The following is a 24,492-nucleotide window of genomic DNA, read 5'->3' as shown; positions in this document are numbered from 1 at the left end:
TGTTTTTATACAGTAAAGCAGACATTCACTGCGAGGAATGACCATGGCGGTACAAGCAGTTTATTTTTCCGATAGGGACGGCCTGGATATGGCGTTAAAAAATCCTGAGACCATGCTTTTTACATCGAAAGCAGATGCCGATGCCAGAGATAAGGTGTTGGAGTTGGCGGAAGAGATTCAGGTTTATCTGGCCCGAAACGTTGAAGGCCTGAGCGATGAACTGGCGGAAAAATGCGCCATGGTCATCGCCGAGGACAAAGATCTATTCCAAAAAGCCCTGAAAAAACCAGACCTTCTGAACACTGCTCAGGATTAGCCTGAGCAGTTTTTCCATACACCCTTATCAAACCGCTCCTGACCCCCCTCAGGCAGAACCCTGTGCAACCATAGCCACTCGTTCTGCACCAATCGCTGAACGTCTGGCTGACGCTCGATAATGGCTTGTATGCGCTCTCTGGGAGCATCAATCAGCACCGTGAGCCGGAGCGGCTCATGACGCCAGTAGGTGCCATCGTGCACGGACTGTAGCGGTAGGCCAATTCTCAGATCTGTACCGTTCCCCTCAATAACACCAAGATTGCCCCCCACAACAGAATGCAGCAGTTTATTACCTGCACCATAGACTTCGGGAGCGGTCACCGACGCAAAATACTGTAGGTTAATCCAATTTGCGACCATCATAGGCGCAGCCATTAAAGCCTCCAGAATCTGGCCTTCAGCGTCCAGCTCTGAGTCGTAATCGTGCAAGAACACTCTGCCCGCAAGATTCTTCCCTCTGGTTAGATCCCGCTTTGCAAAAATAATCGCAGCGTTATTCGCAAGCCCCCACTCAGGCCGAACTTCCGACCAATCTATGGTTCTTTGACGCATCGAGGTGAGCAACTCGTTGTCATCAAGACCGTTCAGCTTGAGGGGAGTCGCCCTCTCCTTTCTTGCCTCCCTGCCAGCCGCCGCAAAGGAGGCTTCCAACTCTGCCAGAAGAGACTGGTGGGATTCAGGAACACTGTTGTGACCAAACACCGTGATTTCATCGGTTACCGTACAGTGCTCTGCGGCAACAGCGAAGGTTGAATCAGGCACTTGAATACCTTCTTCTACAAGTTCTTCGCGCACCTGTGGGTCGTTAAACAATGAAGCGGCCAACCGCGCATTCACCCCACCACTCTGACCACCACACGCGCCGCAAGCCAAGCCTGCGTGATTAGGGTTGTTGTCGGTTTGCGTGCCATGGCCAACAAATACCAGCATGGGCGCGAAATCACGAGTTAAAGACATGCCCTTGAGAAAGGCTGAGACTAACCTAACCTTCTCGGATATCGCCAAAGGGTCACCCCCTAAGTGATGAACCAGCTTGTTATTTCTTGCGCTCGCAATGCCGCTCGGCTGCTGAGCCTTTTTCTGATGTAGGCTGTCTTTCAGTAGCTTCCACGCCCAAGCAAGGCCTGTGGTTTCAACCAAAGTGAATGTGGAAAGGCTGCTGTATTTGGAATGGCGCACGGATTCCCGTGTGATTTCTTTTTGATCAAGCTCGCGATTCAAAGTGTTATCACTTGCGGTGCTTCCCTCGGTGTCGATAAGCCGATAGGCTGGCGCCAACAGCCCGGGCAGTCTTTGCACCTCAGAATAAGGGCCGTGGCTCTGGTGTGAAACCGGTAGCCCAAAAAATCCGGCAAAACCGAGTGTTTGCACGCGCGGGTTATCATTCTCCAGATGCCGCCTCATAACTTCTGAGCGAACATCGATACAAAATACTGCCTGTACATCCGCTTTCACGTTGGCCGACTTTGGATCGACTTCTTGGCACCGGTCGGCCTGACGATCCTCACTTATGATATGAACAAGCTTGCGTTGGTAGCTGATTTCATAGGCACGCTGCCAGACCCACAATAGCTTTGCTTTTTGATCATTTGCAGCGTTTAGATTTAGCGTGCCGTCTGCTTGCAGGGTCTGACGAATGTTTGCCCAAGCCGCTGTTCTCGCCTTAATCTGCTCATTAGATGCACACTCAAGGGCAACAGATTCCCAAACCAGCAAAGCAGAGAGTAGCGATTCTCTTGCTTCAGAGTCTTCTCCGGTTAGACCTGCACGCCAGTCTACACCACTGCTCCACGAGGCCCAGCCAAGTACACGCAACAACAGGTTGTGGCAAAGCACTTCCAGCTCGTCAGTATTCAGGTTAATAACAGCCACGGCGTTTTTTACGGCTTGCAACCGTGTTTCATTTATTGCCTTTAGGCGCTTTCGAGCCCCAGCTATACCTGTTCGGTAGTCCAAAGATAGATCTTGCTGGGCGGCCGTAAGCCAAAATTCAAAAAAGCCACCTTTACCCTTCTTTTTTTCTGCGGAGGACCAGCGGCCCTGCCGAGCGTCAAAGTAGGCACCACAAAGACGCCCAATGTCGCCATTCACCGCATCGGCGGCGTTGACACCCTCCGCATTGGCTGGAAAGGCATCGAGAACCGAAAAGCAAAGGGGTCTCTCTGTTGGCCGCTCATGCTTCAGTAGATCAAACAGCGGTTGAATATCGGACTGAATTCCGCTCTGAGCCAGACTTTCCTTTAGATCCGCGTCGGAAATTCTCCCGCCCTCCCACGCCTCACGGTAAAACGCCGCGGGCATCAGAAAAGAGAAGCCGCCTCTTTGCTCCAGGATGCGCTCTGCGCGTTTAACGGGCTGATCCCGGAGGCCCCAGAAAGGGTTAACGGCAATCCATTTATCCAGTGGCCAGATGGGGGCTATTAAACCGCAGGTACGTGTTATGGCGCTCTTGAAGTCCACTTCGTCCATAACAGGTGCAGATACAGCAGCATTAGAATCCATCATGATTTCTTCTCCATGGTGAATGGATGATGGGGAATTCTCTTGAGCAGGTGCGGTGCGTTCAGTGCTTCAGAAGCAAGCCGATGGGTAATCCGGTCAAACATCAGTTCAAGGTAAAGACCCTTGCTGAAGTGGCGCCACAGGTTGCTGGTGAAGGGGCTGTCGCTGCCGTACATAATCAGTCCGGAAACTGTGGTGATTACAACCACGAGTGCGCCGGCGATGGTGTAGGCCAACAGTGGAATTTCGAAGTTGACGTGCTCTGGTACAGCGGGGCCAACTAGCGCATGCAGCACTCCGTAAGCCGGTACTAGAAGAAGTGCAAGCAAGGCAATTCGAGCTTTTGATACAACGGTTGCACCAGCGGGCACGGTCATCACAGCACTAGCAACCGCAAGCACCAGCATTGCTCCAAACACTAGGTTCTCTTCTACCAAGCTGGGTACCTGAAGCAAAATGAACGCCGCAACTCCTCCAGTGATAAGCGCCCACAACAGCCCTACTGACGAGCGTTGCTGGGCAAAGAGACCCACTGAAGAGGCTTTAACCGTTCTGCCTGACGCCAAAAATGAATGGGCTTTGTAAACTGAGTGCGCTAACAGGTGTAAAAGAGCCAGCGTGTAGGCGCCCATTCCGATTTCAAACAACATAAAGCCCATTTGTGCGCAAGTAGACCAAGCCAGCGAATGCTTCACGGAATACTGGGTCATCATGGTAAGCACAGCGATAACTGCGGTAAGACCACCGATGGTGAGAAGAATCAGGTGCCCAACTGTAAAGCCGTCAAACACCGGGAAAAGACGCAGCCAAAGAAAGCCGCCTAGATTGATAACACCTGCATGCAACAGAGCTGATACCGGCGTTGGCGCTTCCATTACCCTTAGCAGCCAGCCGTGAAACGGAATCTGAGCGCATTTAAGAAGAGCGGCCAGAGCAAGCGCCACAGAGGCAAGAGTTAATGCAAGGGACGACGACGCCAATGCAGTTTGTGCCTGCACCATATCCGGCAAGTAAAAGGTGCCGTGATGAAGGTAGAGCAAAGCCACGCCAGCCACCACCAGTATGTCTCCCACTCGGCTTACAATGAACTTCTGTACGGCTGCCATGCGAGCCTGAGGACGTTCGGGATACAAAGTAAGAAGTTGGTGCAGCGAAATACTCACACCTACCCAAGCACCTGCGAGCACAAGTAGGTTGTTGGTCATAACCAGAACCAGTACACAGGTGATGGTTAGCAAAAACCATGGCAAGAACCGCTCACGCCCCGGGTCGCCTCGCAAGTAACGCTCCGAAAAACGCAGAATCACCCAGCCAATGAAGCCCACCATTAAAGCCATCCAGACTGCAACGCCAGAGGGATAAAGCCCCAGCCAGCGGCCCGGCAAAGCCAACGAACTTGTCGCACCACCGTGTTGAAGGTCAACCAGCATGATGGCAGCAATCAACAGTGTCGCACCCATTGAGAGCACCAGCAGTTTTTCGGCTAGGCGCCAGCAGTGGTTCTGTTTAAGCGGGTTGCCAGTCCAGGCACTGAAGCCGGCGACGGCAAGCAGAGACGCTGGCACCGCCAGCCAAGCTAGCAATACAGCGGTGGACAAAAATAAGACGAGATCATTCATGGGGGCTTTCTCCTGAGACATCTTTGCTGACCCCGGTACTTTGCCGTCAATAGACTGATATAAAAAATGGTTTATACTTGAGTTACTGTTCTATTTAAGAGAACGATTAAAGGGCGGGTAAATGAAGCTTAACTATCACCACTTGTACTATTTCTGGATGGTTGCCCGCACCGGGCACCTAACCCGTGCCGCAAACTCCCTGCATATCTCCCAGTCCGCACTTTCCGGCCAAATACGAAAACTGGAAGAGAGTCTGGGGCATGATTTGTTTATCCGCGAAGGGCGGCGCCTCAAGTTATCCGAAGCGGGAAGAATGGCGTTTTCCTACGCTGAAGAAATATTCCGCCAAGGTGAAGAGCTTGCTGCCGTGTTTGCCTCCGGTGCACACGTTAACCGAGAAGTGCTCCGCATCGGCGCAGTGGCAACATTGTCCAGAAATTTTCAGGAGGCCTTTCTGCACCCGCTACTCGGGCGAGAAAACCTCGAGTTTAGTCTGCAAAGTAGTGATATTGATGAGTTGCTGAGGCGCTTATCTGCGCACAGGCTAGACTTAATACTTTCCAACCAACCGGTGCGGGGTGATGAGGCTAACCCTTGGCGCTCCAAGCTGATATCGAAGCAACCTGTAAGTATTATCGGGCCGCCGGAGTCTGGCCAAACAGTGACATTTCCAGACTTCCTTGAAGGGCGTAGCTTGATCGTGCCTGGCGCGGACAACAACATTCGGCAAGCCTTTGATCAACTGTGTGACTATCACAAAGTGCGCCCCAGACTGGTCGCGGAAGTAGACGATATGGCCATGATGCGTTTGTTGGCCCGGGATTCCGGACATTTTGCGGTGCTGCCACCTGTTGTGGTGCGGGATGAACTTCGTAACGGTGATCTAATCGATTATGGTGCCCTGCCCGGTGTCTATGAGGAATTTTATGCCATCAGTATTCGGCGCCAATTCGAAACTCCAGCCTTACGAGAGCTGCTATCTCAGCCAGTTGAAGACTTCATGATGCAGCCTTGAATTGATCAGTCTGACCAGAAAATCTGGCGCAAATAGCCATAACTACACGAACACCGGGAACGTATAGTGAACAAGGCGTCATTATTTTAATTGGTTGGAAGTATAAACATGACTCAGCAAACGATCACTAGGCAGCCGTCTGTCATCATAATTGGAACCGGGTTTGGTGGCATCGGTATGGCCATCCAATTGAAAAAAGCAGGGTTCACCAAGGTCATCCTATTGGAAAAAGCCGAACGTGTTGGTGGCACATGGCGCGACAACACCTACCCTGGCGCCGCTTGCGATGTGCAATCACACTTTTACTCCTACTCGTTCGAGCCAAAACACGACTGGTCCCGAAAGTTTGGCCTGCAGCATGAACTGCTCGGCTATATGGAGCACTGCGTTGAAAAATATGGATTGGCAGAGCAGATCCGTTTCAACTGCGAAGTCGCTGAGGCGGTGTTTGACGGCGCCCGCAACCTCTGGACACTTCGCCTAACCAATGGTGAAGCGCTTGAAGCCCAGATAGTTATAACGGCAACCGGCCAACTCAACCAGCCAGCCTGGCCCAGCATCGAAGGCATGGAGGATTTCAAAGGCGTTTGCTTTCATTCTGCACGCTGGAACCACGAATATGATCTCCGAAACAAACGCGTTGCAGTTATCGGTACAGGTGCCAGTGCCATCCAGTTTGTGCCGGAAATTGCTGGCAAGGTGGAGTCACTCACGCTGTTTCAACGTTCGGCTGCATGGGTTCTGCCAAAGCCGGATCGGCGCTTTAAGCCTTGGGAGCACTCATTGTTTAAAGCCGTTCCAGCTTGGGACCGGCTCTACCGATACCTAATCTATTGGAAGAACGAGAGTCGCGGCTTAGCTTTTACCGGGTTTAGTAGTTTGTTGAATGTGTTTGCACATCAGGCGAAAAAGGAAGCTGGTAAACACATTACTGATTCCGAAAAGCTAAAACACATCATTCCGGACTATCAGATCGGTTGTAAGCGAATTCTGATCTCCAACGACTGGTATCCGGCCATCAATCGATCCAATCTGGATCTGGTGACAGACCCTATCGCAAAAATAAATGCCAGCGGCGTTCAAACTCAGTCGGGCAAACACTACCCTGTAGACGCCATAATCTTCGGCACAGGTTTTCGTGCTTCAGAGTTTCTGTCTCCGATTCGTGTCACCGGGCGCGATGGCATAACGCTGAATCAGGCTTGGCAAGATGGCGCGACAGCCTTCAAGGGCATTACGGTTTCAGGCTTTCCCAACCTGTTTATGTTGTATGGCCCTAATACCAACCTGGCCCATAATTCGATTCTTTATATGCTGGAATCCCAGTTCCAGTATGTTCTCGGCTGCCTGCAGGCTCTACAAAAGTACCCGGGTACCGTCATGGACGTTCGCGCAGACCGTTTAAAGCGCTATGCCAGAAGCGTTCAAGAAGACCTTGAAGGCAGTGTGTGGAACTCGGGATGTTCCTCTTGGTATCTTGATGCAAATGGCAAAAACACCCTGAACTGGCCCGGTTTTACCTTCACCTATCGCCTTGCTACCCGCAACGTAAATACAGCTGACTACCAGTTCCTTAGCCCGGCCGGGTAATCCCGGGCTTTCGATCAAGGCATTTGCTTTCAACCCACATTCATAGGATGATTGGGTGATCAGTTAAGCGGATGATAGGCCCATGTTAAAAAAGATTCAAAAAGGCTCACTGGTTGAAACCGCCATCGAAAGCTTGAGACATGCCATAGAGACCGAACAATGGCCCGTTGGCGACAAGCTACCTGTTGAATCTGAGTTATCAGAATCACTCGGAGTCAGCCGTAACACAGTGCGCGAAGCCGTTCGGGTTTTGGCGCACGTGGGCATGCTTGAAACGCGACAAGGTGATGGCACCTACGTGAGAGCAACCAGAGAAGCAGGCGAAACCCTTAAGCGCATCGCCCGTACTCAGCTCACGGACCAGTTAGAAGTGCGGATTATGCTGGAAACCGAAGCGGCGAAACTGGCGGCGCAACGACGCAGTGACCAAGACCTTCGGGCTATGACCGCAGCGCTCGACGCACGGGGCAAAGCCGATTCGAATCTCGCGGAACGCATTCACCATGATGAGCGTTTTCATCATGCACTGGTAGCTGCGTCCCACAACTCGGCGCTTGCAGAGCTGTATGATTACTTCTCCCACGCCATTACTCATACCATTGAGCGCACAGAAAACGACACAGACTTGCCCGAGCCCTCTCAGGAAGATCATGAACTGCTTCTTGCCGCCGTTCGACGTCAGGATTCATTGAAAGCTGAAAGACTTGCCCGGGACCTTCTTGCCCCCAGCCTCAAAGCTCTTCGAAAGAGAGGCTCATGACCATGAAGTTTAGACCAGACACATTTACCATCATGTTGCTCGGAGCCATCGCCCTGGCTTCGTTTTTACCTGCTACGGGGACCGCAGGAGAATTATTGGCGACAGCGGGAACAGTGGCTGTCGCCCTACTCTTCTTCTTTCATGGTGCAGCTCTGTCCCGTGAGCAAATCGTTGCGGGCGCCTCCCATTGGAGGCTGCATATACTTATAACCGCTCTAACTTTTGGTTTTTTTCCTCTTGTAGTACTGCCTATTAACGGAGTGAGCAGCTTTGCACCTTCTTGGATGCCCTCCGATTTGGGGCTTGGCTTTCTGTATTTGGGCGTGCTGCCATCCGCCGTATCTTCATCTATTGCCTACACCGCTATGGCGCGCGGGAACGTTCCGGCTGCTATTTGCAGCGCTGCCGCCTCTAACGTGTTTGGCATGATGCTCACCCCGTTCTTGCTGTTACTGCTCGTGAGCTCTGCCGGTAGTGGCGACTTTGCAGTGGGCGAAGCACTTAAAGATATTATGTTGCAGCTGCTGCTGCCATTCGCGGTAGGCCATGCTATGCGGCCCATTCTGGGGGGATTTCTTGGTCGCAACGAATCCCTTATGGCGCGCTACGATAAATGCGTGATCTGGTTGATCGTTTACTCCGCCTTCTCACACTCTGTGGAAAGCGGCCTTTGGCAAAACCTCCCGGTAAAAGCCATTGTCCTAACGATCCTGCTCTGCATAGGATTGCTGGCCTTGTTTATGTTTTTTGCGAGGTTCTTGGTGCGGCGATTCGGGTTTAGCTTGGAGGATGAAGCGGCGGTTGTTTTCTGTGGCTCCAAGAAGAGTCTGGCGTCTGGGTTGCCCATGGCAAAAGTGCTTTTTTCAGGCCACCCGGGGTTCGGCATGATTGTCTTGCCAATCATGTGCTACAACCAAGTGCAGGTGATTTTAGGGGCCATACTGGCTGAAAAATACCGGGAAAAGATTGCCGAAGCCAAAAAGGAATGACAAGGCGGTGGCATTAGCCGCCGCCCATGCCACCAAACAGTGTGGCAAGTATCACAAGCCCGATAACCCAACCAATTACAGCTGGCCAAAAGTTAACCATTTGCGGGGTTTCATCATCCCGAGGTTCTCTATCCCGATCTGGGTCTGGCTCCGGGTATCTACGTTCATCTTCCTGAGCCACGATTTCCTGCAAACTATGCCAGTCAAACCACTCCGCTAGAAACCCGACAACAGGGGGCGGAAAACTTCCGTTTTCGGCCATAGGCCGAAGCTGTGGTTCCAGTTGCCGACCGATTTCGCGCCGTAATGGCATCTGATCCGCTGGCGGTTCGCAGAGTATGGCTCGCCAAATACCTGCATCCCCACTTCGGCCAGAATCATTCAGTAGTGCCTTGATCTGAATTATCACCTCACGGACAACTTGCCCTTCTGAGGCGTCTAGCTCGCGATCAACCTCGCTCGAATCCATATCAGGCTCACTCCCACCCTATCAATTCATTATGTTTTTTGAGAGACAAACAGCGTGTAGTCAAATACGATAGCGACAAAATACAAAATCAAGGCTTCGTCCTTTAACTCGGCAGATTATAGAACGACACCTATGCCCGTTACGAATTTCGATAAAAACACCCAAAAGCCTCCTGCGGTTTCTATCGCCCATGGCGTGACAGCAGTATTGCTAGCCTCCGCCTTCCTTAACCCAGTGTTTGCAGTCGCCCAGCCACTTACTGACAGCCCCGAACCAATGGGCTTTTATGGCTTCAACGACGAGATCCCGGAAGTGCTTACAACAACCCGGCTTCGACAACCGAAAACGCGGGTTCCCGGAACAACCACGGTTATCGAAGGCGAAATGATCCGAGATCTCGGCATCATGAGCCTAGTTGAAGTGTTTCGGTTGGTTCCAGGGATGGTTGTGGGCGAAGTTGGCAGCAGCACACCCGTGACGACCTATCACGGCACCGTGCATTACGAGCAACGACGAATGCAGGTTCTGGTTGATGGCCGCACTGCGCACCGCGCCACCCTATCAGATATGGACTGGCAAACCATGCCAGTCCCCTTAGAGATCATCGAACGGATAGAAGTAAGCCGGGGTCCAAACTCGGCGGCGTACGGGATAAACGCGTTTTTGGGCACCATCAATATCATCACTCGCAACCCGGCAGATACGTCTGGTGTTGAGGTTCGGGCTATTCGCGGTTCCAGAGATTATATCCGCACCTTTGCTTCGGTTGGCGATGTAAGTGACAGCTACGACTGGCGTCTGGCCTATGAAAAGCGCAAATTTGGTGGATTTGATTATCAACTCGATAACAATGGACGCCTACCCTTTCACGATGGTCACGACATAAACACCTTCAACTATGACTCGCGCTGGAAGGTCAATTCCGGTTTTAACGCGGATATCCGTGTTGGTGTTGTTGATGGACTGAATGAACAAGATATTGATAAAAACGGTGAGCTAGAGGCAACTGACCACCCAGACATAGATGTGCGGGATTACTATCTACAAACTCAACTGAACTTCACAACCTCACAAAGCCATTTTTTTCACTTCCAAGCGAGCTTTGAAAATTACGACCGCAGGCAACGCTGGCCAGTATCTATTCCAGAGTCCGCGGTCGCTTGTCTGGAGAATGGCGAGCCTCTCTATTACAGACCGAACCGGCCCCTATGCTTCCAGTCGGGAGGAATCCCGCTCATTGCAGAAACAAACGCAGACTCCGAAGATTCGCGGCTAGAATTCGAGCTTCAGGACACATTGCTGATCAGCGATGATCTGAAGCTGGTAACAGGGGCGGGGTTTCGCAAAGACACCTATCGCTCCGAAACCTTTTTTAACGGGCGCGGTAATAACTATCAATCCAGAGTATTCGGTAATGTGGAATACACGCCTATTAACTGGCTCACATTGAATGCCGGGGGCAACTGGGAGCGAACTACAACAACTGATGAAGGCTACTTCTCGCCGCGCGTTGCGGCAAACTTCACACTCAATAATAACCACGCACTGAGGTTTGTCTACTCCAAGGCCGTTCGAACCCCCGATGGTTTTGAGCAAGATCCGGATTATGGATATACACTGAGGAATGTCAGCCCAGAAAAGTATGCCGCTTATGAGGGCTACCGGGTTAACAGTACAGCGGTTTGGGAGCATCCGTCCTACGTAACTCTAGGTAAAGAACTTGAAGAAGAAACCATCGTTTCCAGAGAAATCAGTTACTTCGGACAGTTTCCTATGAAACAAGGTCAATTGTACCTGGAAGTGCGGGTGTTCAAAGATAAGCTTCGCGACATGATCAGTGGTGTCATCCAGTTTGATGATTGGACGATTGATAACAACGTGGGTATCGATCAAAAAGGTTTTGAGGTTGAAGCTTCCCTTGAGTTCCCCGGAACCACCTTCAGAGCCAGCTACGGTTACCTTGATCAGGACGATTGGTACACAGGCGCAGGTATTGTGGATGAGGACGGCAATATCGACATTGGTCAACAAGAGTACGCGGTCAACCTACTTGGCCGCCTCTCGTTAAGGCACTCTGGCAGTCTGGCACTTATCCAGAACCTGCCCTTCGGCCTAAAGGGTTCTACAGCCTATTACTGGGCGGATAAATTCCGTAATACACGGTTCGAGCGCATCGATTTCCGGCTAGCAAAGCGGATTTTCCAGCCGCGGTACTCGGCCGAACTTGCATTAACCATGCAACATTACATTAATAAGGTGCCGGATATCAGCCGTGATAATAACATCGCGGACCAAAACCAGTTCTTCATTGAAGCGGGCCTCCGCTTCTGATCGCTAATCAGGGAATATTTCAGACCCGGGATGGTATGGCAAAACGAGCATTGTCCTTATTGCACAGGGTTGTCTCAGCGCAAAAATTGCTGACTACAAAGGCCATTCTGTGCGTTGTGACGATGGCGGCTATATTGGTAGCTGCACCGGCTGCATTTGCTCAGAGCAATGGTCGCGCTCCTGTTTACCTAGCCGGTTCGGGTAACGTCGCGCTAGATCAGCATGTTCAAAAACTTCTCGAACAGAATCTGGAAAGTCAAAACGACCTGATTCTTATATCAGATGAACAAGCCGCGCTAACTCAGGATGGCCCAATCGTTACCTTGGGCCCCCGTGCGTTTTCCCGTATACGACAGGTTAACCGCAAGGCGCCCCTGCTTGCCCTGCTGGTCGAACCCGATTTCCTACAAGGCTTCGTTCGCCGCTCCCCGGGACAAGTTTCGGGCGTTTATCACGGCGCCCCGCTGCTCAGGCAAGCGCTTATCGGGAAAGCAATTCTCCCGCAGGCCACCCGCATCGCACTGATTTCTACCACGGATACCGCAGAACTCTACGATACACTTATTGATCAACTCCCCGCTTACAAGCTTGAAGCGCGGTTGTTCGTAGTGGACGACGACAAACAACTTATCCCAACGCTCATCAGGGCATTAAGTTACGGTGACTTCCTATTGGCGGCACCAGACGACGCAATATACAACCCAAGAACCATAAAACACGTGTTGCTTACCGCTTATCGTAGAAACAGAATTGTCATAGGCCCGAGCCAAGCTTATGTAAAGGCCGGCTCACTTGCGTCGGGCTATGCGCCTTTCCCCGCTATGGCCGAGATGGCTGCGGATTACCTAAAAACGTTTTTCGAAACCGGTGCCTTCCCGCCACCGGGTTATCCGTCACAATCCCGGGTTGAGATTAATGAGCAGGTTGCCCGCTCCCTAAACATCCCGTTGGATACCCGCGAGCAGATTGCTCAGGCCGTTGAGAAATGGTTACAAGAACAAAGAGAGCAAGGCGATGAGTGAAAACTCCATAGGTACGCCGCTATCCCGAAAACTTCTGTTGCTGGGCGCATTGCCTGCAGTGGTGATGTTTATAACGCTCATGGGATTTTTTACCTCTGCGCGGCTTGAAGATGCAAGGCGCGATCTGGCCGACAGCAACCAGTTGTTAGCAGACAGCCTGGCTCCGTCTCTTGAGTATGCAGTGGTTTCTGGTAACACTTTGGCACTGCAGGAAATACTTTCTCAATCGATCCGCTACAGCAAAGCCGACTGGATTCGCATAACGGATGTGGCTGGCGAACAGATTGGGTTTGCACCTGCGGACAGCAAACCTGACTTAGCGAATACAAGTGAATTCCAGATTTATCAGGCAGAGATACTCCAACAGCCACTCGAGTTTGCAACCGATCGTCAAACTTTGTGGTTCGAGCCGGTACCCGGTAGTAACTCGAGCGCATTGCGAGTGGGTACGGTGCAGGTAGGTGTGAGCGATAAAACACTAGAGGCTCGACGCAAAGATATTCTCTGGTCGTCTCTCATAGTGGGGTTGACGTTACTCTTGTTCACCATTTTGGTCATCAACCATATACTGAACACAATTCTCTCCCCTATTAACCAGCTATCCGGTCGAATCGGCCGTCTTATTGCAGGCGATTATCGGGCCACCAAGGTAAACGGGCGCCCGAATTCCCGCGAAATTATTGCCATCGAGCATCAGCTTAATGAGTTAAGCGAACATCTGGCGTCACTACAGACATCGCGAGATCAAACATTGGCACTGTCAGAGCATGCGCGGGAAAAAGCAGAGACCGCCAGCCATGCCAAATCAGAGTTTTTGGCCACCATGAGCCATGAACTGCGCACTCCGCTTAACGGTGTACTTGGTATGATTGATCTGGCTCAGGAAGAGCCTCTGACTCCAAGGCAGAGGGATTACTTGCAGACGGCCCGTCAATCGACAGAAGACCTGCTAACAGTCATCAGCGATATTCTCGATTATTCCCGTATGGACAGCGGGGCGATGGTGCTTGAACACCAGATTTTTAACCTGCACACGCTTGTTACAAACTGCGTTGCCTCTTACCGCCATGTAGCGGAAGAGCAAGGTTTGGCTCTGACACTGAATTTCTACGGAGACTGGCCTGAAACTCCTCTGGTAAACGGTGATGCACCGCGGATTCGCCAGATTGTTGCATGCCTGCTTGATAACGCCATCAAGTTTACTACCGACGGCTTTGTGAACGTTCAGTTGGGCTGCTTTGGTGTTGAAGATGGCTGCATCATCATCAACTGCTCGGTTAGCGATTCAGGCAGTGGCATTCCCCACGGCCGGGTTCCAGACATCTTCAATTCGTTTGAACAGCTTGATGCTGGCGACAACCGCGGGTTCGGTGGTACTGGTTTAGGGTTATCTCTGGTTCAGCGTCTGGTTGAGCTTCTCGGCGGGCATATTCAGGTTGAAACGAATCCCGGAAAGGGTTCGTCGTTCCGGTTTGAGCTGCCTTTGGAGCTTGCACCGCAAGCCAAAAACCCAAGAATTACCGAAGCACCGGCATTACAGGCTGAGCTACCGCTTTCCAAGCGCGCTTTGGTGGTAGAGGACAATTTGGTGAACCAACGTGTTGCCGTAGCACTCCTTAACCGTCTTGGTTTTCAAACAGAAGCAGTGGTAAACGGCAGAGAGGCGTTGGAGCAAATACAATCAAGCCACCCGGCATTTGATGTCATTCTTATGGATTGCCAAATGCCCGTTATGGATGGCTATGAAACAGCACGTCATATCAGAGAGTGGGAGGCGGCCAGCGGCCTTGGCAGAACGCCTATCGTAGCCCTTACAGCTGACGTATTGCCAGAGACAAAGAAAAGCTGCCTTGAGAGTGGTATGGATGACTACTTATCAAAGCCTGTTAGGAAAGAGGGGCTGCGGGAAGTTCTAAGTCGGTGGGTAGAGCTATCTTAAATGAGCCCTTCCTTGGGCTCAGGTGCGTCTTAGGCCACGGGCTCGCGCATGGTGACAAATTCTTCTGCAGATGTGGGGTGTATGCCCATGGTGGAATCGAATTGGGCTTTGGTTGCGCCAGCTTTGATAGCCACAGCAAGCCCTTGAGTGATTTCACCGGCATCCGGCCCAACCATGTGTGCACCAAGAACCTTGTCTGTTGTGTCATCAACCACAAGCTTCATTAGGCAGCGTTCATCGCGGCCACTAAGCACGTATTTCATGGGCCGGAATTCCGAACGATAGATTCTCAAGGTGTGCCCTGCTTCCCGAGCCTCTTCTTCCGTTAGACCCACGGTACCGATGTTCGGTTGGCAAAAAACCGCCGTTGGAATCGCAGTGTAGTCCATCTCGCCCTCGCCATCTCCGAACATTCTGCGCGACAGCACCATAGCCTGTGCCAATGCCACTGGCGTCAGTTGTGGCGTACCGATCACATCGCCAAGGGCGGTTACCGAAGGTACTGAGGTCTGGAAATAATCATCCACCACCACATGGCCGGAAGCATTCAGCTCTATACCCAACTCGGCCAGACCAAGGCCATCGACCAAGGCTCTTCTGCCTGTCGCAGCCATCACTAGCCCGGTCTCCATAGTATCGCCATTGCTAAGCTTGACCCGGTAGTGCGAGTTTTCTGGCTCCACAGACTCAATCGTTACGCCAAATTCAAGACGCACGCCTTTCTTGCGCATTTCTTGTTCGGTAAAGCGGCGCACGTCCTCGTCGAAGCCGCGAAGGAATAGGTCGCCCCGGTACAACAGGGTGGTCTCCACCCCAAGACCCGCCAAGATTCCGGCAAATTCCACAGCAATATAGCCGCCACCCCAGACTACTGCCTGCTTGGGCAGTTGAGGTAAATAGAACATCTCGTTCGATGTGAGAATACAGTCTTTACCCGGAATGTCTGGTACAACTGGCCAGCTACCCGTCGCGACTGTTATGTGTTTGGTTGTGTATTCTTTATCGCCCACAACAACCGTATTCGGATCTTTTATGGAGGCGGTACCTTCAATGATGGTAACGCCTGCGTTCTCAAGCAGACGGCCATAAATGCCATTGAGCCGCTCTATTTCGGTATTTTTGTTGGCGACAAGCGTGGGCCAGTCGAAGCTGACACTGTCCATCGGAAGGTTCCAGCCATAACCTGCGGCATCTTCTAACTCGTCGCGAACATGCGCCCCGTAAACAAACAGTTTTTTGGGTACGCAACCCACGTTAACGCAGGTACCGCCAAGATAGCGGGATTCAACTACCGCTACCCGAGCACCGCGTCCGGCAGACATACGCGCAAGGCGCACACCACCGGAACCGGCACCAATAACGATCAGATCATAATCTAGGCTGTCAGACACAGTGTCTCCTGTTGCTTGTTACAACGTTAATTTTGATTGGCCGCGGCTTTTGCTTCAGGGTGGATCTCACGGAATAAAATGTGATCCTCAAAGCTGCCGACTTTGATTTTTCCAAGGCTGCGAAAGCCTTCCGACTCATAAAAGGGTAAGTAACGGCTATTTCCAGTATCCAGAACCAACCCTGTTCCACGGGGGTTTTCCGCACATAGGCGCTGAACGGCTTGTAACAAAAGCCGACCGTATCCGCGGTTCTGGTACTTTGGGTTAACACCCATCAAGGGTAACTGGTGCGCCAATGGTTGGGGCAAAATTGCGCGTAATCTCTCGTGATAATGCAGGTAGCGTCGGGTGGAAGCAAAACCCGCCGTTAACACCATGCGGATTCTCCAGCTAAGCTGATTTGCCAGGTTCAACCGCAAATCCGGGTCGCCAATAAACGCCACCGCCACCAGAGTATCGTTGACCATCACGCCAACCGCTTCCTGATCCAGATCAAAGTAAAGATCAACCAACTCGCGCACGGTTGCCCGAACGCGCTGGTTGTAACCGGGCTTACGATGGTTGAACAGGTGCTGAAAGGTGGGCTCGTTGCGGTAGGCATCGTACAGAATCGATCTGGCTTCGTTTAGCGCAGTGACATCCAGCCGAACAATGACCGGTTCGGGCTTGCTACTAGTGTCGTTATCGTTACTCATGATTTCGCTCCTGCCTTTGTCCGGAGCGACAACCCCGGAACCCCGTTACTCACACTCAGATTGTCAATGTTAGGCGAACGGACACACGGCCGGGCCCACCGGAACTATCCAATGACGCCTGATCAATCACAACGCCATGCTTACCATTGAGCATTTCAAGCCAGGCTGCAACCTCGGCATAGGGAACCGCTTCCAACCAAACTCGAATAGCTGCATCGCCGCTTGGCTCAAAACGTTGCAGCGTAAGGCCGGATTCCCTTGCTGAGCGGGTTACTAACCCCATCAATGCACGACCATCGGCGGGTATATCAACTGACCCAGTAGTGGGCCCTGCCCCGCTGCTACCCAAGCGTCGGATAACCTGCTCATTGGATCGCATCCAGGCAACCAATTCCGAAGCATTTTCTTTGCTTGCAGCTGCCTCATCATGAAAGCTGGAAACCGGGCTCCAGATTATGAAATAGACAATCCCAAGAAATAAGGCAATCGCCAGAACGCTAAGGGCTTGCTGGTCCCGTCTGGGAAGTTGGTCATACTGTGCAGTTAGTTTCCCAACTATAGGCTGCTCTTTCAGTTTTGTTAACATGGTTTCAGCCTCCCGATACCGTCAGGCGGCCACGGGCGCCGCTGGATTCGTTAACAACCGAGCCTATTTTTGCATCAAGCCCCTGGCCAGACAGGCCGTTGCGTAACGTGCTTAGGCGATCGTAGCTTTCCGCTCGCACATCAACCACCAATTCCCCCCGGGACTGGCTGTAATTAATTGAGTTAAACGTTACCGAACCGGACCCCGCCACATTCGAGTACTGTTGGCCTGTGTACTTCATAAGCGTTACAAAATCCACATCAGGGCCATCGGACCCGGCCATGCGCAATTGGCCTTCAATAACACGCTTCACGTTACCCGCGTGGGTTCGGCGATCCTCGGGAAAAGCCTTTCGGTAAACTGACATGGCCTCATCGCGTAGTTCTTCAGTTTGTTGCTGGTAATAAAAGCCCATTCCGGCTTCCAGTGCCACCTGGACCACAAACCAAACTGCCGCGACGGCGATCAAGGGCTTCCAAGGCTTTAGCGGACTCTCCTTCCCTCCTTTGATAGAAAAGTCCCGTTGGCAAAGGTTGATAGGCCGACATAAATGGTGGTGATGGGCATGTGCCAACAGTTCAAGTGGCATTAACTCCAGCGATTCCCGGCGCACAGAAAGTCGGCCCGGCGCCATGAGTTCGCCCAACACGGCTTGTTGCTCTTCAAATTCGGCCTCAGTCCCGTAGATCACCACAGGGACTTCCGCTACGACATCTTCGGAAGGCGGCGTCGCCAAGGTGTGTGCAAACATACCGAGGTTGGCAGACTGCATGCTAAGCCATTCGCCACGGTCGCTCGCCATCATCGCAGATTCGCCGTCTAAACAAATAGACCAGCCGCCATCTGTGACCGGGAGCAATGCGGCATCTGGATGTATGGCCTCCAGTCTTGCATGGGACCAACCACTAAACAGCTCAAGCCATTGAGCCATGCGTTCACGATCAACGGCAGCTACCCGAAAGCCCTCTTGAGTATGAAGGCCAAGCGCTAGATGAACACTGTCAATATCTTGGGCTATTTGCTCTTCAACAGCATAAGGCAAAGCTTGATTGATGAACCGGCTTTGCTTTGCCGGAATATCGGCCACACAAAACATGGCTTCATCGCCCGGAATCAGGCCCACCAGCAGCACATCATCAAGCCCGTTTTGACTCAGCGTTTGTTCGATTGTGTTGCGAAAATCGCTGCTACCCTGAGCCTGAGCGTCGCCGCCGGCATCATAAAGCACCCAGTTAAACAGCCGGTCCTCCGAGTTTACTCCGAGGTCCGTAAATGGTGGCAAGGGTCGCACGTAAAGGCGATATGACATGGTTATCCTTCCGAAATTGTATAGGGCTCTTTGGTAATGCGATTCTTTTGCCCGGTATCCCTGTGAACCGTCCGGACATTACCTTCTTGATTGCGAAAAACCGTACTCACCATATTTACAACACGGTTATCGTAGGTAATCCGTGAAACAACTTCAAAAAAACGGGTTTGCAACCCTAACCCTGCAGTATTGCGTCCCGATGCAGGCACCTCCGGAAGCTCTAAAAAATCTTGAAGATTTTCGAACGGCTCCTGATCACGCTTTTCAATAATAGACTCAGCTTGAGCCGCCGTTAGTTCTTCATAGAGCGACATCAATACTTCAGCCGTTGCTGTGTTCACGTTGATGCCTAGGCCACTGACAGGCAAGGTGGATACGTGAGGCCGCAGTGCTACGTATACTTCCTCAGTCATGCCTTCAATCAACCTAAGCTCAGACACGCTGACAAACGGTTGATTTGCTGCTCGGAAACCGGGTTCTGCCATAAGATATTGGCCATCTTCCGCTCCGTAGGCACTGATTGTTTGATCATCCGGATCAATCCAATCCACCAAAGCGTCAACCGATATTTCGGTAATGCCCAAAGCCATCAGCAAGCGTGCCACACGGTCTTTGGTCATGGGATCTACCTGACCGTTGACTGCTACTAAATCATTGAGGTTTATCCGCCCGCCAAGATCATCTATCTGCACCTCGGCGACGCCGTTGTCGTCCAAAGGCAGAATAGCTGCACTCATTGCCCAGAACTCATCCAAGCTATCAATCATTTGGCCGTTTTCTTTATCGTCTTCAAAGTCTTTTATAAGGATTTGACGGGCAAAGGCCTCTGCACCGAGTGCGATACTCTGGCCTTGTTGCTGTGCCAAATAATGTCCGGCTTTGAACACCCTTATATTTTGCTGCTGGGTCATTCCAGAAGCCAGCATGACAACCAGCGCCATGGCGAGTAGAACCATGATCAACGCAACACCCTGCTGTGTTCTTGGGCCAGTTTCTGGGAGGCTTGTCATCATAATGTCTTAACTTCCCTGCCCCTGAACGCCGCCGTCTGCAGATTCCTCTTCATTCTCCTCATCCGCTTCTTCGCGGGCTTCATTTAGCTGGGTCAGCAAGCCCTGCGCGCTTACGGCGTCAAAGTCTGGCAATACAAAGGTTCGAACAATCTCGCCGAAACGTTCGTGCTCTAGGGTAATTTCTATCGCCAGAGGAAAAGGTATTTCCGGCCGGCTGTTCGGCGTTAACGCCGACATGGCCTCGTCAGTCGGCCATTGCTGCTGCCAGATATTCTGGTCATCCAAAAACTGCAAATCGAAGGCCATAACACCTTCAAGTAGCATAAGGTCCTGACTGTTGTCCTCTTGGCCCTGATCAACCGTTGGCCAATATCTGCGCCTAAGCTCGTTACCGGTATACTCCCAACCGACCCGCTGCAGGCTGCTGCGGCGAATACCGAGCGGGTTGCGCCAGCCTTGACGGGTTAGCATCAACGTAAAGTCGTCCTCGCGGCTGGTGAAAGCTGGCTTGAAATCGCCGTAAAGGTCTCTGGCTGGCCGGTTTACTATCTGGGTGATGTCTCGCTCTAGAAGCAACATAGCGCGTTGCAAACCATCAAAACGTTCTGCCAGCTCATCCACACGGTCGCGGGAGAGAATGACACCGCTCAAAACTTGCCATACACCAATGCCGATAACCGCAGTGATGGTGATAGCGACAAGAACTTCTAAAAGCGTGAAGCCTCGCTGGCGATTCACTACTCTCATTTCCCGCCTCTCATTTCTCACCTATGAAGGCGGAAAGTGTGTGTACCGGGTAAGGGTCTGATCGGCCATCCCGGTAACGGGCAACCTCAACCTCCACCCGCCGCATTTTAGGCTCGGGGGTGGCAATAATTTTTGTTGTCACCTGCCAGTTGTAAGTGCCGTACTCTTTGTCTTCCGAGTTTTCAGAGATGCCGGGCAAGCTTTGCTCCAACCGGATTTCATTAATGCGATTGTCGGCGAGCCAGGCCGCAAGCGTTTTGTCGCGAATTCTCTCGTAGCTGGAAATGTATTGGCTACCCACCTCTGCGGATGCGGTTGCGATCAGGCCAAAGACCAGCAGGGCTATCATCACTTCTATAAGAGTGAAGCCTCCGACGGATGTCGAGAACTTTGCGGGGTTCTGCGGCCTCACCAGTTGTCTTCCTCAAGGCCGGGACGACGCCATTCGATGGGAGAGATCCCGTCGGACGCCAAAATTTGGGTGTAATCTGTCTCGCTACCGACCGTGAACTCCAACTCGAAAGGCGTAGTCTCGCCACTGGAGAAAAACACCACATCGGGCCGGAGTTCGTCTTCAGCCGACGCTAGCCGAGGCGCATCGTTTTCAACGAACCGAGTCGCTACTAACCAATCCGGGAAGCTTCTGGCTCTGAATATGCGCTCTCCTGAGGCTCCCCAGTCACCCGTTTCGTCTTCGTAGGTAACAAACTGGTAGCCGTTTTCTTCAAACAGCAAGCCAAGTTCCCGGTTGTTGAGCACAGCTTGATCCGATGCGGTCTGCATTAACAGGTACAGTTCCCGCACCTCGTTCTGCAGTTCCCGCTGTTGTGAGTTTCCACCCATGGTGAAAACCGCCAGAGCTGCAAGCAGCCCCACTAGAACCAGGACAACCATTATCTCAATGAGCGTAAAGCCGCTGCTGTTTCCTGGTTCCACATAACGCATGAATTAGCCGCCGATGTTCCAGATACTGATATCAGCAGCGTCACCTTCACCACCTTCCTGGCCATCGGAGCCAAAAGAGTAAAGATCGTATGCGCCTTCACGTCCAGGGCTTACGTACTGGAACTCATTGCCCCAGGGGTCTTGCGGGATACTTTTCATGTAACCGTCGGGGTTCCAGTTTTTAGGCTCTGGGCTGCCGCTTGGGCGCGATTGCAGAGCTTCCAAGCCCTGCTGGGTTGAGGGATAGTGGCTATTATCCAATCGATAAATATCCAGAGCTTTCGAAATGTTGGTGAGCTGGGTTTCCGCTACGGTGACTTTTGCCTGATCACTCCGGCCCATAATATTTGGTGCTACTACTGCTACCAAAAGGCCGAGGATCACCATCACAACCATGATTTCAATAAGGGTGAAGCCTTGGCTGGACTGCGGCATGTTTACATTTTTCATCGTCATTACATCACTCGTTGTTGGCTTGAAATGTTAAAAATACTAACCGACCAGATTACTCATGTTCAGTATGGGGAGCATGATCGCCATCACAATAATCAGAACAACCACCCCCATTATCAACAGCATCATGGGCTCAAAAAGCCCAACAATGGCAGCTATCTTGGATTGCAGCGTGTTCTCCTGCATGTTGGCGGTGCGTTCTAGCATGCTATCCAGCTCCCCGCTGGCCTCACCGCTGGCGATCATGTGAAGCATCATGGGCGGGAAGTAGCCGGACTGATCCAGTGCCCGATGCAGAGACCCACCCTCACTCACTTTGCGTGCGGCATCCCGAAGTTCCTGACGCAGGTAGTCGTTGGACAACACCTCTCCGGCGATTCTCATAGCATCAACCAAGGGCACACCACTGGTTGTCAATATACTAAGCGTACTGGCATAGCGGGCGGTGTTAACCCCCCGAACCATTCCGGCAAATAACGGCAAATGCAGCAGACGTTTGTGAAAGCGCATGCGAAAGGCCGGTTTCGTGAGTGCGTAGCGAAACGCCATAAAGGCCGCAACCAATAGCACTAAGAGGTAGACACCGAAACTGGAAAGAAATTCCGACATAGCCAGCATGGCTTGGGTCAGCGCTGGCAGTTCCTGCCCCTGCTTCACGAAAACATCAATAATGTCCGGTACCACATAGGTCAGCAAGAACACCACAATGGCTATCGCCACAAAGCTTAGAATAATGGGATAAATGGCCGCTAGCTGTATTTTCTGGCGCGCTTCCTGCCGATTCTCTGTGTAATCAGCCAGCCGATTCAGAACCAAGTCTAGGTGCCCGGCATGCTCGCCCGCTGCAACTGTTGATCGGTATAAGCGCGGAAAAGCTTTGGGGAATTCGCCAAGACTATCTGCTAGCGTATACCCTTCCATCACTTTGGCGCGAATGGCGATCAGCATGCTTCTGATACGCGGCTTGGCTGTTTGTTGGGCCGTTGCAGATAATGCTTGCTCAATCGGAATGCCCGATTGAATCAAGGTTGCCAGTTGGCGAGTTACCAGCGCAAGGTCAGCGGCTGCCAGAGAGCCTCCACTGCTCAACGGGTTGCTGGGTGTGCGCTTCTGAACAGCCGGTTCAACCGTCAGTGGCGTGAGCCCCTTTTCCCTAAGCTGTTGGCGTACTGCACGGGGAGCATCGGCTTCCACCACGCCCTGCTTCTGTTTTCCCCGGGCATCTAAGGCCTTGTATTCGTAGGCTGGCATAGTTTACTGGCCCCGGTGCGTTACGCGGAGCACCTCTTCCACAGTGGTTACACCTTCCAGTATTTTGCGAACACCGTCTGAGTGTATGCTCGGGCCTTTCAGCCGCGCTTCTTTCTCCAGTTCCAGCTCACCCGCACGCTTGTGAATCAATGCGCTGATGTCCTCCGTTACCTCAACCACTTCATAAATACCGATTCGACCTCGGTAACCCAGCTGGTTGCAGTGCTCACAGCCTTTTGCCCGATAAATAGTCGGCGGCGTTGCAAAGTCCTGCTGCAGAAATTCACAGTGCTCTTCTGTGGGCGTATAAGGTTCACGGCATTCTTTGCACAACACTCTCACAAGCCGCTGGGCAACAATGCCGACCAGACTTGATGAGATAAGGAAGGGCTCGATGCCCATATCCATAAGCCGGGTGATGGCGCCAACGGCAGTATTGGTGTGCAGTGTGGAGAGAACAAGATGGCCTGTGAGACTGGCCTGAACGGCAATTTCTGCGGTTTCTAGGTCCCGAATTTCACCAATCATCACCACGTCAGGGTCTTGACGCAGTATGGCACGCAAGCCCCTCGCAAAGGTCATCTCAACCTTGGGATTAACTTGAGTCTGGCCAATACCCGGCAGGTTGTACTCGATAGGGTCTTCGACCGTGAGGATGTTGCGGGTACGATCGTTTATTTCCTGAAGTGAGGCGTACAGGGTTGTGGACTTACCAGAGCCGGTCGGCCCGGTTACAAGCAAGATGCCGTATGGCCGATGAATGAGCCGGCGCAGTATCTTTAGGTCGTCTGGCGCCATGCCCAGTGATTCAAGGCGTATAGCCCCGGCCTGTTTATCCAGCAATCGCAGTACAACGCGTTCGCCACTGGATGACGGCATGGTGGAAACCCGGATATCCACTTCGCGACCCGCTACTCTCAGTGCAATCCGGCCATCCTGAGGCACCCGTTTTTCCGCAATATCGAGCTTTGCCATAACCTTTATCCGCGAAACCAGCAGCGGCGCCAGCGCTCGTTTGGGCTGCACCACTTCCCGCAATACGCCATCAACTCTAAACCGCACAACTAAGCGCTTTTCGTAGGTTTCAATATGCACGTCGGAGGCGCTGCTCTTTACCGCTTCGGTAAGAATGGCATTAATAAGGCGGATGATCGGCGCATCGTCTTCCTGCTCTAACAGATCTTCTGTTTCGGGAACCGAGTCAGCCAGCGAGGCCAAATCCATGTCATCGCCAATGCCTTCAACCATCTGCATGGCTTCAGCCGAGTCGTTCTGATAAGCAGCATTTAACGCTTGATCAAAATGGTCCGGGTCGATTGTGGTAAATCGTGCACGGCCACCACTGATGCGGTTGGCTTCCGCCAGTGCAGAGTGAGGAGCGCCGGGCCTGACCAAAATAACCGGGTTGCCCTCTTCTGAGCGAGTCAGAATAACGCCGTTGCGCTTTGCAAAGGTAAAGGGAAGACGACCCAGCGGAGCATCCTGCGGCTGAAGTTCGGTTTCTGTGGTCAAGGTTTTCCTCGTTTTATTATCAGGCTTTCAGGGTTT

The 24,492-nt window shown here is 52.2% G+C and carries 22 protein-coding genes; 8 read left to right on the top strand and 14 right to left on the bottom strand.

All coding sequences use genetic code 11. The features are described 5' to 3' along the window. Window positions 1–43: 43 nt before the first annotated feature. On the top strand, window positions 44–316 hold the full coding sequence (locus FE845_RS10930) for a YebG family protein (RefSeq protein ID WP_200364445.1): 273 nt from the start codon (window positions 44–46) through the stop codon (window positions 314–316). Here FE845_RS10930 and FE845_RS10925 read toward each other — a convergent pair. Further along, the gene (locus FE845_RS10925) at window positions 313–2,823 is read right to left on the bottom strand and encodes a YbcC family protein (protein ID WP_200364443.1); all 2,511 of its coding nucleotides are present in this window, start codon (window positions 2,821–2,823) and stop codon (window positions 313–315) included. The genes FE845_RS10930 and FE845_RS10925 overlap by 4 nt on opposite strands. After that, window positions 2,820–4,439 (bottom strand): NADH-quinone oxidoreductase subunit L, encoded by a 1,620-nt coding sequence (locus FE845_RS10920; protein WP_200364440.1) that lies wholly within the window; start codon window positions 4,437–4,439, stop codon window positions 2,820–2,822. Before FE845_RS10920 ends, FE845_RS10925 begins: the two co-directional genes overlap by 4 nt. A gap of 121 nt (window positions 4,440–4,560) precedes the next feature. Here FE845_RS10920 and FE845_RS10915 point away from each other — a divergent pair, with 121 nt between their 5' ends. The 4 genes from FE845_RS10915 to FE845_RS10900 all read left to right on the top strand — a co-directional run bounded on the left by FE845_RS10915 (window position 4,561) and on the right by FE845_RS10900 (window position 8,793). After that, complete coding sequence (locus FE845_RS10915; protein WP_200364438.1) at window positions 4,561–5,454, top strand: LysR family transcriptional regulator; 894 nt, start codon at window positions 4,561–4,563, stop codon at window positions 5,452–5,454. Window positions 5,455–5,562: 108 nt separating this feature from the next. Then, entirely contained in the window at window positions 5,563–7,044 is a 1,482-nt protein-coding gene (locus FE845_RS10910; RefSeq protein ID WP_200364436.1) for a flavin-containing monooxygenase, read from the top strand. Between the two features lie 82 nt (window positions 7,045–7,126). Then, the gene (locus FE845_RS10905) at window positions 7,127–7,804 is read left to right on the top strand and encodes a FadR/GntR family transcriptional regulator (protein WP_200364434.1); all 678 of its coding nucleotides are present in this window, start codon (window positions 7,127–7,129) and stop codon (window positions 7,802–7,804) included. 2 nt (window positions 7,805–7,806) lie between these two features. Then, window positions 7,807–8,793 (top strand): bile acid:sodium symporter family protein, encoded by a 987-nt coding sequence (locus tag FE845_RS10900; RefSeq protein ID WP_200364746.1) that lies wholly within the window; start codon window positions 7,807–7,809, stop codon window positions 8,791–8,793. 13 nt (window positions 8,794–8,806) lie between these two features. Here FE845_RS10900 and FE845_RS10895 read toward each other — a convergent pair whose 3' ends face one another. Continuing rightward, window positions 8,807–9,262 (bottom strand): hypothetical protein, encoded by a 456-nt coding sequence (locus FE845_RS10895; RefSeq protein WP_200364432.1) that lies wholly within the window; start codon window positions 9,260–9,262, stop codon window positions 8,807–8,809. A gap of 132 nt (window positions 9,263–9,394) precedes the next feature. Between FE845_RS10895 and FE845_RS10890 the strand changes: the two genes are divergently transcribed. From FE845_RS10890 to FE845_RS10880, 3 genes are read left to right on the top strand one after another with little or no spacing between them, the layout of a single operon-like run. Beyond that, window positions 9,395–11,593, top strand: coding sequence for a TonB-dependent receptor plug domain-containing protein (locus FE845_RS10890; protein WP_320159688.1), 2,199 nt, complete (start codon window positions 9,395–9,397; stop codon window positions 11,591–11,593). Window positions 11,594–11,628: 35 nt separating this feature from the next. After that, complete coding sequence (locus tag FE845_RS10885) at window positions 11,629–12,615, top strand: ABC transporter substrate-binding protein (RefSeq protein ID WP_227714263.1); 987 nt, start codon at window positions 11,629–11,631, stop codon at window positions 12,613–12,615. Next, a complete protein-coding gene (locus tag FE845_RS10880) occupies window positions 12,608–14,554 on the top strand; it encodes an ATP-binding protein (protein WP_200364430.1) in 1,947 nt (648 codons plus the stop codon). The genes FE845_RS10885 and FE845_RS10880 overlap by 8 nt, the downstream gene beginning before the upstream one ends. Before the next feature lie 29 nt (window positions 14,555–14,583). Here FE845_RS10880 and gorA read toward each other — a convergent pair whose 3' ends face one another. Genes gorA through gspE form a run of 11 tightly spaced genes read right to left on the bottom strand, consistent with a single transcriptional unit; the run spans window position 14,584 to window position 24,456 of the window. Then, window positions 14,584–15,945 (bottom strand): glutathione-disulfide reductase, encoded by a 1,362-nt coding sequence (gene gorA / locus FE845_RS10875; protein ID WP_200364428.1) that lies wholly within the window; start codon window positions 15,943–15,945, stop codon window positions 14,584–14,586. A gap of 26 nt (window positions 15,946–15,971) precedes the next feature. Then, complete coding sequence (locus FE845_RS10870) at window positions 15,972–16,640, bottom strand: GNAT family N-acetyltransferase (protein WP_200364426.1); 669 nt, start codon at window positions 16,638–16,640, stop codon at window positions 15,972–15,974. A 55-nt stretch (window positions 16,641–16,695) separates the two neighbouring features. Next, complete coding sequence (gspM, locus tag FE845_RS10865) at window positions 16,696–17,226, bottom strand: type II secretion system protein GspM (RefSeq protein WP_200364424.1); 531 nt, start codon at window positions 17,224–17,226, stop codon at window positions 16,696–16,698. 4 nt (window positions 17,227–17,230) lie between these two features. Then, window positions 17,231–18,535 carry a type II secretion system protein GspL gene (gene gspL, locus FE845_RS10860; protein WP_200364422.1) on the bottom strand — a complete coding sequence of 435 codons (1,305 nt, stop codon included), beginning with the start codon at window positions 18,533–18,535 and terminating at the stop codon, window positions 17,231–17,233. A 2-nt stretch (window positions 18,536–18,537) separates the two neighbouring features. Continuing rightward, window positions 18,538–19,548: a type II secretion system minor pseudopilin GspK gene (gene gspK, locus FE845_RS10855; RefSeq protein ID WP_227714262.1), complete on the bottom strand. Its 1,011-nt coding sequence runs from the start codon at window positions 19,546–19,548 to the stop codon at window positions 18,538–18,540. A gap of 6 nt (window positions 19,549–19,554) precedes the next feature. Beyond that, window positions 19,555–20,295 carry a type II secretion system minor pseudopilin GspJ gene (gspJ, locus tag FE845_RS10850; protein WP_200364420.1) on the bottom strand — a complete coding sequence of 247 codons (741 nt, stop codon included), beginning with the start codon at window positions 20,293–20,295 and terminating at the stop codon, window positions 19,555–19,557. Between the two features lie 10 nt (window positions 20,296–20,305). Beyond that, window positions 20,306–20,707: a type II secretion system minor pseudopilin GspI gene (gspI, locus tag FE845_RS10845; protein WP_320159687.1), complete on the bottom strand. Its 402-nt coding sequence runs from the start codon at window positions 20,705–20,707 to the stop codon at window positions 20,306–20,308. Next, window positions 20,704–21,240 (bottom strand): type II secretion system minor pseudopilin GspH, encoded by a 537-nt coding sequence (gene gspH / locus FE845_RS10840; RefSeq protein ID WP_200364418.1) that lies wholly within the window; start codon window positions 21,238–21,240, stop codon window positions 20,704–20,706. The genes gspI and gspH overlap by 4 nt, the downstream gene beginning before the upstream one ends. A 3-nt stretch (window positions 21,241–21,243) precedes the next feature. Continuing rightward, window positions 21,244–21,696, bottom strand: coding sequence for a type II secretion system major pseudopilin GspG (gene gspG / locus FE845_RS10835; protein WP_200364416.1), 453 nt, complete (start codon window positions 21,694–21,696; stop codon window positions 21,244–21,246). 36 nt (window positions 21,697–21,732) lie between these two features. Further along, window positions 21,733–22,944, bottom strand: a complete 1,212-nt coding sequence (gene gspF, locus FE845_RS10830) for a type II secretion system inner membrane protein GspF (protein WP_200364414.1) — start codon at window positions 22,942–22,944, stop codon at window positions 21,733–21,735. Window positions 22,945–22,947: 3 nt separating this feature from the next. Beyond that, window positions 22,948–24,456, bottom strand: a complete 1,509-nt coding sequence (gene gspE / locus FE845_RS10825) for a type II secretion system ATPase GspE (RefSeq protein WP_200364412.1) — start codon at window positions 24,454–24,456, stop codon at window positions 22,948–22,950. Between the last annotated feature and the right edge of the window lie 36 nt (window positions 24,457–24,492).

The sequence above is a fragment of the Marinobacter sp. 1-4A genome (assembly GCF_016597725.1).
Classification (GTDB): domain Bacteria; phylum Pseudomonadota; class Gammaproteobacteria; order Pseudomonadales; family Oleiphilaceae; genus Marinobacter.
The sequence above is the reverse complement of the archived record's forward strand: the minus strand, read 5'-3'. Positions and strand labels throughout refer to the sequence as shown.